The organism is Bacillus sp. FJAT-27445, assembly GCF_001510665.1.
Classification (GTDB): Bacteria; Bacillota; Bacilli; order Bacillales; family Cytobacillaceae; genus Bacillus_D.
Genome location: NZ_LMTI01000004.1, coordinates 246115 through 259005, shown reverse-complemented (window position 1 = coordinate 259005; position 12891 = coordinate 246115). Strand labels below are relative to the sequence as shown.

General features: G+C 46.6%; 14 protein-coding genes. 2 read left to right on the top strand and 12 right to left on the bottom strand.

Annotation, left to right across the window (positions count from 1 at the left end):
- Window positions 1-179 precede the first annotated feature (179 nt).
- Both AR337_RS12980 and AR337_RS12975 read left to right on the top strand, forming a co-directional pair.
- Window positions 180-533 carry a DUF485 domain-containing protein gene (locus AR337_RS12980; protein ID WP_059172442.1) on the top strand — a complete coding sequence of 118 codons (354 nt, stop codon included), beginning with the start codon at window positions 180-182 and terminating at the stop codon, window positions 531-533.
- A complete protein-coding gene (locus AR337_RS12975) occupies window positions 530-2056 on the top strand; it encodes a cation acetate symporter (RefSeq protein WP_059172441.1) in 1527 nt (508 codons plus the stop codon). The genes AR337_RS12980 and AR337_RS12975 overlap by 4 nt, the downstream gene beginning before the upstream one ends.
- A gap of 1683 nt (window positions 2057-3739) precedes the next feature.
- On the opposite strand, the gene AR337_RS12965 is transcribed toward AR337_RS12975, so the two are convergent.
- The 12 genes from AR337_RS12965 to AR337_RS12910 form a co-directional block, all read right to left on the bottom strand.
- Window positions 3740-4300, bottom strand: coding sequence for a maltose acetyltransferase domain-containing protein (locus AR337_RS12965; protein ID WP_059172439.1), 561 nt, complete (start codon window positions 4298-4300; stop codon window positions 3740-3742).
- Window positions 4301-4398: 98 nt separating this feature from the next.
- Window positions 4399-5760, bottom strand: a complete 1362-nt coding sequence (locus AR337_RS12960; protein WP_082686968.1) for a PAS domain-containing protein — start codon at window positions 5758-5760, stop codon at window positions 4399-4401.
- Between the two features lie 12 nt (window positions 5761-5772).
- The gene (locus AR337_RS12955; protein ID WP_059172438.1) at window positions 5773-6228 is read right to left on the bottom strand and encodes a GAF domain-containing protein; all 456 of its coding nucleotides are present in this window, start codon (window positions 6226-6228) and stop codon (window positions 5773-5775) included.
- A 15-nt stretch (window positions 6229-6243) separates the two neighbouring features.
- Window positions 6244-6897, bottom strand: a complete 654-nt coding sequence (locus AR337_RS12950) for a response regulator transcription factor (protein WP_059172437.1) — start codon at window positions 6895-6897, stop codon at window positions 6244-6246.
- Window positions 6898-6953: 56 nt separating this feature from the next.
- Complete coding sequence (locus tag AR337_RS12945) at window positions 6954-7610, bottom strand: sensor histidine kinase (RefSeq protein WP_059172436.1); 657 nt, start codon at window positions 7608-7610, stop codon at window positions 6954-6956.
- Between the two features lie 39 nt (window positions 7611-7649).
- A complete protein-coding gene (locus AR337_RS12940) occupies window positions 7650-7925 on the bottom strand; it encodes a hypothetical protein (RefSeq protein ID WP_059172435.1) in 276 nt (91 codons plus the stop codon).
- Entirely contained in the window at window positions 7912-8226 is a 315-nt protein-coding gene (locus tag AR337_RS12935; protein ID WP_253701705.1) for a hypothetical protein, read from the bottom strand. Before AR337_RS12935 ends, AR337_RS12940 begins: the two co-directional genes overlap by 14 nt.
- Window positions 8223-8423, bottom strand: coding sequence for a hypothetical protein (locus AR337_RS12930; RefSeq protein ID WP_059172434.1), 201 nt, complete (start codon window positions 8421-8423; stop codon window positions 8223-8225). The genes AR337_RS12935 and AR337_RS12930 overlap by 4 nt, the downstream gene beginning before the upstream one ends.
- The gene (locus tag AR337_RS12925) at window positions 8413-8937 is read right to left on the bottom strand and encodes a Rieske 2Fe-2S domain-containing protein (protein WP_059172433.1); all 525 of its coding nucleotides are present in this window, start codon (window positions 8935-8937) and stop codon (window positions 8413-8415) included. The genes AR337_RS12930 and AR337_RS12925 overlap by 11 nt, the downstream gene beginning before the upstream one ends.
- Before the next feature lie 11 nt (window positions 8938-8948).
- A complete protein-coding gene (locus AR337_RS12920; RefSeq protein WP_059172432.1) occupies window positions 8949-9512 on the bottom strand; it encodes a 4Fe-4S dicluster domain-containing protein in 564 nt (187 codons plus the stop codon).
- Window positions 9512-11716: a molybdopterin oxidoreductase family protein gene (locus AR337_RS12915; protein ID WP_059172431.1), complete on the bottom strand. Its 2205-nt coding sequence runs from the start codon at window positions 11714-11716 to the stop codon at window positions 9512-9514. The genes AR337_RS12920 and AR337_RS12915 overlap by 1 nt, the downstream gene beginning before the upstream one ends.
- Window positions 11703-12785: a hypothetical protein gene (locus AR337_RS12910; RefSeq protein WP_059172430.1), complete on the bottom strand. Its 1083-nt coding sequence runs from the start codon at window positions 12783-12785 to the stop codon at window positions 11703-11705. The genes AR337_RS12915 and AR337_RS12910 overlap by 14 nt, the downstream gene beginning before the upstream one ends.
- Window positions 12786-12891 lie beyond the last annotated feature (106 nt).

The following is a 12891-nucleotide window of genomic DNA, read 5'->3' as shown; positions in this document are numbered from 1 at the left end:
GTCCTGATTCCAACCATTTGAAGACTAAAAAGACAAGCTTTTACTATTAAAATGGCATTGGGAAAATCGGATAGATTCCTTTAAAAACCGCTTTTGTTCAGAATTTACAAACTATTTTGATAGTTATATAATAACGTTGATTTTAATAGAAACTACTTTTCAACAAGGAGGAATTACTCATGGCTCTTAAGGAAAAGCATTTAAAGCAAACAGATCTTTCACCCCCCTCTTTAGACTATTCAAAAATCGTCCAATCGACTTTATTTCAGCAGCTGCTCCGGGAAAAACGGCAATTTATACTGCCGGCCTGTTTGTTCTTCCTAGCCTTTTACTTCACACTTCCAGTAATGACCGCATATTCGACGGTCCTAAACAACCCCGCATTCGGCCCGGTCAGCTGGGCCTGGGTATTCGCGTTTGCGCAATTCATCATGACATGGGCATTATGTATTATTTATACGAAGAAGGCAGCCAGGTTTGATGGCCTTGTTGATGAAATTAAACAAAATGTTGGACGGAGGGCCCAGCGATGAACACTGTAGCATTTTCCCTGTTTTTGGCCATCGTCCTTCTTACGCTCGTCATCACGTATTTTGCTTCGAAAAGGACGAAGACGACCAGTGATTTTTATACAGCCGATTCCAGCCTGACCGGTTTCCAGAATGGTCTCGCGATTGCCGGCGACTATATGTCCGCTGCCTCATTCCTCGGCATCGCGGGGATGGTTGCGCTCTCCGGATTCGACGGTTTCTTTTATAGCATTGGGTTTTTGGTCGCCTATCTTGTCGTCCTTTATCTTGTTGCGGAACCATTAAGGAATCTTGGGAAATATACAATGGCAGACATGATTGCAGCCCGTTTTAAGGAAAAGAAGGTTCGCGGCGTCGTTGCTCTTAACACGATTACAATTTCGATTTTTTATATGATCGCCCAGCTTGTCGGTGCCGGCGCACTTATAAAACTGCTTCTCGGTATCGATTATGTGTACTCCGTTCTCATTGTGGGAACGCTCATGACCGTTTATGTTGTCTTCGGCGGCATGACAGCTACCTCCTGGGTGCAAATTGCAAAAGCCGTCCTGCTGATGGCAGGTACATTCATTATTTCATTCATCGTTTTCGCAAAATTTGATTTCAGCGTGTTCAAGATGTTTAACGAAATGAAGACGTCGACACCGCTTGGGGAAGCCTTTTTGAATCCAGGCAATAAGTTCAAGAATCCGCTGGATACTATTTCGTTGAACCTTGCCCTTGTACTGGGAACGGCAGGGCTACCGCATATCCTGATCCGCTTTTTCACTGTGAAAGATGCGATTACAGCCCGGAAGTCGGTAATATATGCAACCTGGATCATCGGCATATTCTATGTCATGACCGTGTTTCTCGGCTTTGGGGCGGCGGCGTTCGTCGGCTATGATAAAATTGTCGCCGCCAATGCTGCCGGCAACATGGCTGCGCCGCTGCTTGCCGAGGCGATCGGTGGGGAATTCCTGTTTGCATTCATTTCGGCTGTTGCTTTCGCGACAATCCTTGCGGTGGTAGCCGGACTCGTCCTTTCAGCGGCATCCGCGTTTGCGCATGATTTTTACGCACATATTTTAAAAAAGGGCTCGGCAACAGAGAAACAGCAGGTACGGGTGGCGCGCTATGCTTCTGTCGGGGTAGCGGTCCTTTCAATTTTGCTGGCTCTATTTGCCCAGAAGATGAACGTAGCGTTCCTTGTCTCCCTTGCTTTCGCCGTTGCGGCAAGCGCCAATTTGCCCGTTATTTTACTGACAATCTTTTGGAAAAAGCTCAACACTACCGGGGCCATCACCGGGATGGTTGTTGGTTTAGGCAGTGCTCTTATCATGGTGGCGATTTCACCAAATATCTGGTCCCCTGAAGCCGGAGCGGCCATTTTTGTTGGCAAGCCGCTTGTCACCCTGACAAACCCGGGCATCGTTTCCATCCCGATGGGCTTTTTAGCAGCCTTTGTCGGGACCCTCCTCTCCACAAAGAAAGAGGATGCACGGAATTTTGATGAAATCCTCGTAAGAGCAAATACCGGCCTTTAAAAACAGGAAAAACCGGCTGTGGCAACCTAACGGGTTCGGTTTTGAAGTACAAACTTCAAATTAGCAGTGCTTTTAGCACAGAAAATTGCAACTGAATTAGCGCAGACACTTTAGCAGTAAAATTAGAACGCAAAAAAGCTCAGAGCCATTTTTACTCTGAGCTTTTTTATAGTAGTGCATTGTTGTATATAGGCCTCCTATAGTTTAAGTATAACTATTCACAAAACACTCATAAAATAAGGATTTTAATACTATCTTGATTATTATGGACGAAATACCTTTGAAGTGATTAAAGTGATAAAAAGATACTTTTTCCTTATTGGTAGTTAGAAAGGATTTTAAATACAGCTATAAATCCAATAGGATAAAACCAAGGTAAAAAACGGTAATGCTTTGTGTTTATTTTTAGGGAGAGAATCCAAAAGAATTCAGGTAAGAGAATAAACAAGATTTGACATACGAGCGTTAATTTGTCCACAGTGTTAAATGGAACAAATTTAAACCCATCTGCTGCATTTCCAACAAAGCTAGATAGATACATTGTAAAGTTTGTAAATGGAATTACCAAGCAAAGCAGAATTCGACTTACCTGGACAATAGATGATTTTCTAAATATGAGACTAATACTAGATAATATAATACCATACACAGAAAGAAACAATGTTCCGAAACACAAAAGAGGCTGCTCCATGACATATCTGAGAAAAAACATTAATAAAAACATATAGACCTCATTCCATTGAACATAAAGTGATTATTTTTTTAAATTGTATCATTCGGAAGAAGCAATATATTGTATTTTTTTGGGTGTATCAAATATTTTTGGGTGTATCAAATATTAATGTCAGCAAGTCTTAAACTTCCCCTCCGTTAATTGTAATTAAAATGGAGGTCAATCACTCCTTGAGCAACATATCCCCAAAAAGCAATGTTGTTAGGATTTCTGAATAAAATACGTTCCGAGTCCTAAGTCAGTTTCGCGCGTGATTTTGGACTGGAAATGCCTCAATCCATTGTTCTTGTGAAGTTAATTCCTGATTGTTTTCGTGCAAAAGGAACCTCTTTCTGTTAAGTATTATCTAAATTATAGCTTAATCTTCTTCAACAAACCTTATGTTGAAAAAGCTCTCTTATCATTTTAACATAAATATCCAAAAACCAATTTATCATTTTTAGCACACCAATTCGCATAGCAATTTTGGCATCTCGCTAAAAGGGGTACGAATTGAAGTGCTAAAACACCATTAAATGCACAGCAAACGTTGAAATATCAGCAAAAAGATGCAGTCCAATTCAGTTGCGAATTGGACTGCTAATTTGTATGCGAATGAAGTTTTTGTACTCGAAAACCGAACCCGTTAGTGGCAACCCCTAGCCGGTTTTTGGTGTTTCCTTCTTTTACTTAGGGAACTGCTTGGTTTGTAAAAGCCACTCCAATGGGAAAATCCTCATCAAGACCGTTTCGTTTCGTAAATCACTCCAAACGGTCCTGAGTAACCCCGTCAAGACCGTTTCACTTCTAAATATCACCCCAAACGGTCTTGAGAAACTATGTCAAGACCGTTTCACTTCAAAAAATCACTCCAAACGGTCTTGAGATATTCCCTCCTCTCACACAACTACAAAAAAACAGCAGCTGAATCGCCACGTACAATGCCGTGGTTCCTGACTGCCGTTTCACAATCATTCCTCAATAAATTTAATAACTTTTGCCGGGTTTCCGCCGACAATTGCGTTTGCAGGAACATCCTTCACGACAACCGCTCCAGATGCGATAACGGCATTATCCCCGATTGTCACTCCCGGATTAATAACAGCCCGGCCGCCAATCCAAACATTATTGCCAATCGTTACAGGCTTGCCCAATTCACGGCCAGAGTTCCTCTCTACAGCCTTTAAAGGATGGGTTGCCGTGTAAATGTGCACACCGGGGGCCAGCATGCAGTTATCACCGAACCGCACCTCACATACATCAAGTATGACGCAGTCAAAATTGGCGTAAAAGTTATCACCGGTATAAATATTCGAGCCATAGTCACATCGAAAGCTAGGTTCGATGAAGGTATTTTTGCCGAGTGAACCCAAAAGCTCCTCCAAGATTTCTGTCCGCTTCTCAAGTTCGGTTTCCGCTGTACGGTTATAGGCATTCGTCAGCCTGCGCGCGTTGAACCGACCTTCTAGCAATTCAGGATCAGCAGGATTATACATCTCGCCCGCGAGCATTTTCTGTTTTTCCGTTTTCACATTCCGCACCTCACTAATATTTTTAAATAACAAGCAGAATTCCCGTTACCGTTTTCCTGGTCGTTACTGTCGCATAACACCCAATTCGTTACAGAGATTCAGAGTTTGTCTGTTCTCTGTCCCAAAATCGGGACCTCAAGGATAACCTTCGTCCCCTTTCCCGGTTCCGATGTAACTTGCAGTTCACCGCCCGAAGCCTTGGCACGTTCGTCCATGCTGAAAAGACCGACACCGCGCGGACCCACCCCAGCGGTAAATCCTTTTCCGCGGTCCTCAATCATCACGCGGACGGCATCGTTGTATTCACGGATTACAACGAATGCTTCATCAACATCCGCATATTTCCGGGTGTTGGTAAGCGCCTCCTGTATGACGCGGTAAATCGTCGTTTCCGTACTTGCCGGAAGCCGGCGGCCAAGGACACATTCAAAATGGACAGAAATATTGTAATAGCTGGAATAACGGTTCAAAAAGGATCGGATGGCCGGGACAAGGCCAAGGTCATCAAGGACGGATGGACGAAGCTCCCACGAAAGGTCCCGAATTTCCTCAATCATCTCCATTGTTTCCTCCTGCATTTGGACAAGGAGGGGATGTTCGATTTCCGACAGCAGCCGGTTAATCGTAATCAGATGGCTGTAGAGATTCTGGCCGAGGCCATCATGGAGCTCACGCGACAGCCGCTTTCGTTCATCCTCCTGAACATCGATGATCCGGGTCATCATTTTTTGCAGCTCGCCTTCCATCCGTTTTCGTTCCGTAATCTCAAAGCGGATGGCCATATATTGATACGGCTTCCCTCCTTCATCCAAAAACGGAACAATCGTCGTATCCACCCAGTAATAACTCCCGTCCTTTGCCCGGTTTTTGATTTCACCCTGCCAGACTTCCCCCGCTGAAATTGTCTGCCAAAGCCTAGTGAAAAATTCCTTCGGGTGGCAGCCGGAATTGATTATCCGGTGATCCTGTCCGACCAGCTCTTCGGCCCTATACTTCGAAATCTCGCAAAACTTGTCATTGACATATTTAATCGTCCCGCGCCTGTCCGTAATGGCAACAATCGCTGATTGGTCAAGCGCGAATTTCAGGTCGACTAATTCGTTCAGCGGTTCGGAAAGTTCCTTGTCGAGCCTGCCCCTGTTTTTAATGTCCTGAAAAATGACGAGGACATATTTTTTCCCATCGAGCAAAAAGCTGTTTATACTGAAAAAGAGCGGAAATGTCTCCCCCTCTGCATTGCGTCCATATGCACTTGTCACGATTCCTTCTGCCACTGTTCCCAAATCAATATCTGGAAGGAAATCACCAAAGTATAGCCCCATCTCCGGGCGTGTTCCATGATTGTATCTGAATTTCAATCGCGCTTGTTCATTTATGTATTGGACTTTGCCGGCGTCATCAACAAGCAAAACCCCGTCACCAAAATCCTGCCTCTGTCCCCAACCGTTTTCTTTTACCATAAAGAGCCTCCGTCATTCAAAGTAAATTTGCCCATCAAGAATTTTCTCAAGCGCAACCGCGGTCTCCCTAGCCGCTGAACACCATTGGACGCTGAATGAGCGGGCTGTCCTGTTTCCGGCCAGAAGCACCCCTTTGGGCATTCCTTTAAAAAATAACGGAACCGCGTAGGACGACCTCAATTTCTCCGCCAGCATGATTGGGTAATCGGTCGCTTTGCCAAGAATGTTGTCCGGGAAATTTTCCACCAAAAGGGGGCTTCCGCTAGAAATCACCTTACCGGCAATTCCTTTTCCATATCGGACTGTGATCCGCTCGTACTTATCATTTAGATTCCCGGATGCAAAATGCCAGCGGATATCAAGGCCTACCCTGTTTTGGAGGGCGAGTCCGACAAAATCGCAGCCAATTGCTTCCCGAAGCTGTTCGCATTTTTCAATGACAGGCTGAAGGCCCCTTAATTTTTCCATGCCGGATGACTCCCCTTAAAGGCCATATCCCAATAGCCCTTTTTTAATGGCGTATTGGACGAGCTCTGGCCTCGTTTTCAATTGCAGTTTTTCCATCACATTGCTTTTATGCGTTTCAACCGTTTTCACGGAAATTACGAGCTGTTCGGCAATCTCCTTGTTCGAAAATCCTTTTGCAACTAGGGTTAGCACTTCCTTTTCCCTATCTGATAAAAGATTGAAGATATCCGCGCTTCCCTGCCTGACAGCGCCCATGTATTCCTCCATCAGCCGCTTTGTTGCGGATGGGTGCAGATAAGCATCGCCTTTCGCAACAGTCTCGATTGCGGACAAAAGCTCATCGTGCGGGGCGCTTTTCAAAATACAGCCCGATGCACCGGCCTGGATCGCCCGGAATAAATATTCCTCATCATCATGCATCGTCAAGATCAGGATGTTGACGCCAGGCATCAGTTTCTTCAGTTCACCTGTTGCTGATAGCCCATCCTTTCCATGGGGCATGCTGAGGTCCATAATGACAACATTTGGCTTGAGCTCCAACGCTTTTTTAATCCCTTCGTTCCCTTCGGATGCCTCGCCCACCACCCTCATATCCGCATGAGAATTGAGAAGCATGGAAAGGCCCATCCGAACGACCGCATGGTCATCTACAAGCAGGATGTTAATCAAAGCAAATCCCCCTTTTACTTATGGACAGCTTTCTTTAATAAAAATACCCTGGCCGGCTAGTTAAGCGGCAGGGTCAATTCAATCAATGTCCCTTCCCCTATTGTAGAGGAAATATGGCAATTCCCGCCAGCAAGAAGCATCCTTTCCTTCATTGCTGCAAGCCCTGATGACTGGAAGGGCAGAAAGCTATCTTCAAGATTGAACCCCTTGCCAAAATCCTTGATGGAAACTGTAAGGGAATCGGCCGACCAGTGGATGTGGAGGCGGACATGGCATGTATCCGCGTATTTCGCAATATTCGCCAAAGCCTCCTGGCAAACCCGGAACACGGCAATCCTTCCTTTTTCGGAAATAGCCTGTTCTTCGCCCTCCGCCTCGACATCGACAAGAATGCCGAATGTGGACGTATAAAGCTTAATATAGCTTTTCATCGCAGGTACGAATCCAAGAGTGCTTAAAGTTGGAGGATGCAATTCAACGGATAGAAGGCGGATTTCTTGGATTGTCCTCTCCATGAGCTGCGACATTTCGTTCACATATGCCTTCATTCCCTGGTCCTGTATCGAAGCCTGAATAAACTGAAGGCCATTGAAGACGCTGTACAGATTTTGGCCGACTCCCTCATGCAAGTCGAGCGCAATCCTTTTTAATTCGTCTTCCTGGGAGTGAATGATATACGAGCTGATTTCTTTATTCCCTGCCATAGCATCCATCAGGCTTCCTCCTTCTATTCAATGCGGCACGCCGGCTGTTTAGCCCGTTATTTTAACCGAGTACGAAAGTCCGCTGCCAGCATCATAGGCTGTCAATTCTTGTTCAGAGCCGCCGAATTCACTGGTAATCGGGACGGCCAGGAATTTATTTTTATCAAAATAAAATCGTATATGCGTTCCATCCGGGCAAAGCAATACATACTTGATTGTTTTCCGGATTGCCGGGGCCTGTTCGCCGCCATCCCTGTCTTTGATCGCAAGCTCGACATGGGCTCCCTCAAAATGCTTCAGTTCCTTCAGGTTAATGGGTTCCACAACTGCCGCACCCTCTCTTGTTGGGATAAACAAAGATTTTGTAGCCTTGCAGGTACTCCCAGAATGCTTCGCTGGCTTTTGTTTCGATATAATGAATCGTTTCTTCCTCTGTCTGGAAGGGGCTCATTCCTTTAATTTCGGCAATGACCACGTCCGCACCGTCAACCATTTTTTCTTCAAGGTACCAGTTCAGGCGCTTGCCGGAAAAAAGTTCCTTCAGCAAGGAATCCACTTCCTGCGAAAAACTCCCCGCTTCCTTCCTGGCAAAACAAAAGTCGATGTATGTTTCGCTGTTCATCATCGGCTTTCACGCTCCTGCTTCCTGTCCCTTTTATAAATGTATAGCGCAAATGGGAAGAGCACGATGTTCAAAGCGCCAAAAATGAGCGAGTTGGCATAGTTTTCGAAAAAATACTGCTGGACCATGAAATGGGTGCATACGATGTTCAGCATCAGGACGGCGCAGAGGATGAAAAAGTTCACCTTACTAGGCTTCATAGCGTTTCACCCCTGTTGCATAAACTGCGCCTTTGTCGACCTTTACAAAGATCTCTGGAAGCGGCCTTCTTGGCGGCCCCGCAGTCGGCGCTCCTGTCTCGACGTCAAATTTTCCATGGTGGCACGGGCAAAGCAGGTCCTTCTCCGCTTTATCCCAGAAAACAGGGCAGCGCAAATGGGTACACGCATTTTGGTAAGCGACGAATTTTGTCTCGGACAGCCTGATCATAATCGCGCTGTCATGTTCGCCGGGAAAAGCAAATTCAACTGCGTCACCGACAGCCACTGAATCAAGGCTGGCGATTTTTTTACGCGGATATTCCTTTTCGCCGAGGCCCATCAGTTCCTTGGCGGCCATCGCGCCCCATGGAAGGGACGAGACGGCGAACACGCCGGCCGCGCCGACAAGTGTTTTCATAAAGCCGCGCCGGTCAAGCTTTCGTTCGTTTTTGCGGTTTATATTATGTGTATAGTTATCTTCTTCGAACGGGATTTTATTATTTTTCTCTGCCATGCCAATCCCTCCTAAAACAGTTTCGTAACGCCCTGCAGGATGCCCGGCAGGTTTACTTTTACGTTTGTTTCCCCTTCAAGATATGGCAGGCTTGTTACCCACTTCCCGCCATTGTCGAGGTTGAATTGCTGTCTTTTCATATCAATTTCCTCTTCTGACAGCCATTGCAGTGTATTGGTCGGACAAACACTCGCGCACATTGGCGGGATTCCATCCTTCGAGCGGTCAATGCAGAGGTCGCATTTGTACATAAGGTTCTGTTCCGTATCGAATTTCGGTATGCCATACGGGCAGGCGATTGTACAATTTTGGCAGCCGATGCACTTTTCAACAAGGGCGGAAAGGACTGCGCCTGTTTCATGGATTTGGATTGCCTGGGCAGGACAGCTCCGCGCACATGCCGGGTTCACACAGTGAAGGCACATAAGAGGCATCGTCTGCCGGTCTACAAGCGGGTTTACGTCGTAAACGTAATTCCTGTTCCGCTCTTCATGCCCGCCGCACTGTGTGCAGGCAGCTAGGCATGAGCGGCATCCTATACAGTTTTCAAGTTCTATATAAAGCCTCTTATCCATTATTGCACCTTCTTCAATTCGTGTTTTTCGGCTTGCACTTTCTTAATCTGCGCGGCGCAGGCCTTGAATTCCGGCATCCGGCTAATCGGGTCAAGCGCCGGGATGGTTAGCAGATTGATAGATTTTTCATGTCCCCATGAATAGGGAACGAAGACTGTATCTTTTCGGATGGCTTCTGTTATCTTCACCTGATAGACCGCTTCACCGCGGCGGGTATAAAGCAGAACACGTTCCTCATGCTCGATGCCATACTTCGCGGCTGTTTCCGGATGGACCTCGACAAACGGGTCCGGACACATATCGTGTAAAAATGGAATTCTTCTAGTCTGGTTGCCTGATAGATAATGGTACACAACACGTCCGGTCGTCAGGCGAAGCGGGAATTCCTGGTCCGGCTCCTCCGCTGGCGGTGTATATGGAAGGGCGAACAGCTTTGCCTTCCCGTCCGGATGGTAGAACTTTTTATCGAGGAACAAGTGCGGTGTCCCAGTATCGTCCTCGCTCTTGCATGGCCAGAATACGCCATCCTGTTTATCTATCTTTTCCCATGTTACTCCGGAGTAATCCGCGATTCCGCCTTTTGATGCGCGGCGCAGTTCATTAAAAATGTCCAAAGGCGTTTTGAGATGGGAGAAATATTCTCCACGTCCCATCCGCTCGGAAATTTCGATTTGAATCTGCCAGTCTGGCTTGGATTCTCCAAGCGGAGCCTGCGCCTGGTTGATTTTAATAATCCGTCCTTCAACATTCGTTGTCGTTCCTTCATCCTCAGCCCAAGTTGTTGTCGGCAGGATGACGTCGGCGAACTCAGCGGATTCAGACATATAGAAGTCCACACAGACCATGAAATCAAGATTTTTCATTTGCTCTCTTACATAATTCAGGTTCGGCGCGGATACTGCCGGATTTGAACAAAGCAGGTATAATGCCCGGATTGTCTTATTTTCCATGAGTCCGAACATTTCATAAGCGGAAACGCCAGGGAGAGGCATTTCCTCCGGTTTAATTCCCCATACTTCTGCAATTTCCCTAACATGCTCAGGATTCGCAAGCTTACGGTAACCCGGAAGCGCGTCAGCCTTCTGCCCGTGTTCCCGGCCGCCTTGGCCGTTGCCCTGCCCGGTAATCGTTGCGACGCCTGATTTTGGACGTCCGATTTTACCAGTGATTAGTGACATGTTTACATAAGCCGAAACGTTGTCGACGCCTTTCTGCTGCTGCTCAATCCCGCGGGCGAACATAACGATTGCATTTGGAGCCTTTCCGAACAGTTCGGCAGCACGGATAATTTTCTCTGCTGCAACTCCAGTAATTTCGCTTGTGTATTCCGGTGTGAATTCTTTAACAAGTTCCTTTAGTTCCGCAAAGCCATTTGTATGGCTGTTTACGAATTCCTCATCCGCATAGCCGTTTTGGATTAGCAAATTTACAATACCATTTGCAAGCGCAAGGTCTGTACCCGGCTTAAGATCAAGATGAACATCCGCCCTTCTCGCAATCGGTGTTTCACGAGGGTCGGCAATGATCAGATAACCGCCCCGTTCCTGTACATTCCAGATGCGGAACATCGAGGTCGGGTGGCATTCAGCGGTGTTGCTGCCAGCGATGAACAGGCAGTCTGTTTCATGTACATCCGTCCACGGAACAGTCGAACCGCGGTCAATCCCTAAAGAACGATTCAAGCCGCCAGCCGCGCTCGACATACAGAAACGGCCATTGTAATCAATGTATCTTGTTTGCAAGCCAACACGGGCAAATTTCCCTGTCAGGTAGCATTTTTCGTTTGTCATTGAAACGCCGCCGTATACGGACAAGCTGTCCTTGCCATATTCAGCCTGGAGTTTCTTGAAGTTTTTTATGATCAGGTCGTACGCCTCTTCCCACGTTGCTTCCCGGAAACCTTCTTTCGTTCCTTTTAAGGATGCGTCATCACGGATTAAAGGCTTTAGAATCCGGTCCGGGTGATTGACCTGTTGGTAAGCAGTCACGCCTTTCGGGCACATTTTACCAACTGTCACAGGCCAGTCATAGCGCGGCTCAACGCCGATGATTTTATTGGTTACTGTATTCACCCTCAGGTTCATCCCGCACTGCATCGCACAATAGCTGCAATGTGTTTTGACGAGCGTCTCATTCGGATGCGTCAGGTTTTCAACTTCCCTGAAAAATTTATCCCGTTCGTTTCTGAACTCAACCTTTTGCATTCTGGTTGGCCTCCTTTACTTTCACATGATGGGTCGCAATTCCGGAAAACTGTGCGATCCGGTATTTCCGGCGGCATGGAAGGCAGAGCTCCGCAAGCTGGAAGCCTTCTTTTGACGCAAATTCTATATTGTTCATCCCTAGCACATCGATAACATCATTTGATTGCTCGATAGAAACGAACCCTGTACCGCAAACCTTGCATTCCTTTGTGGCCTGTTCCGCATAGTGCTCTCGGTAGTTCCTCGCAAATACGCTTAACGGGCGGAACGGGATATGGGCAAGTTTTCCGAACGGCATATATATCAGGGTCAAGATAACCGAATACTGGTGAATCAGTGACATCGCCTGATGGCCGAAGCCGTGCAGCGCGATATTGATAAATGTCAGTGCCAGCCCTGTTATTGAAACAAACAGCAGCAGATACAGCGGCAGAAAGTCGTAAATGAATGTCTGCTCCGCCCGGGCCTGCATATTCTTCAGGCGGCGATACAGCGCCATTGATACTCCGGTGATGACCATAAATGCGGAGATGTTCAAAGCGTTATAGGATAAGAAGGCGATGAAGCCGTCTGCCGGGACAGTCATTATGTTCATTCCCATTAAGACGATGGTGTACATGCCATTATCGGCCATCGTAAAGTACATCCAGCCAAAGACAAGTGGAAAAGTTACAAGTAGGGCTATTACGCAGCCCCAGCCCATCATAATATGCTGTGTCCATCGATACAGGCCGCGATTCCAGATGAACCGGTATGTAACAAGCTGCTCGGTTGCTGTTTTAGGAGTCGATTTCCTGAATAGAAGCTTGATACCCTTTTTTATAAAAATCTTTGTCGGAGGCCTTTCTCCCCAAGCAATGAACCGATAGAAAAATCCGCCAAGGAAAACAATGGTCCCAACCATATATCCATAAAGGTTTAAATCAACATGTGTGAACATCCTTGTACCGATGAAAGACAGGATCACAAGCCCGCTCACCGCCAAAAACATCGATTTGGCAAAATGGGATGCAAAAGCATCGTTTACCGACCGGCCGGATTTTTTTTCAGTTTCAAGATTTGCCTGCATGAGAGTTCCTCCTTAAAAAATTGCACAGTTCAATTTGATACTCTTATTGTAGGAAATATAGACTGTTTGCCTGTATCAGGGTATTCCCCCATCCTCTGGGGAAAAT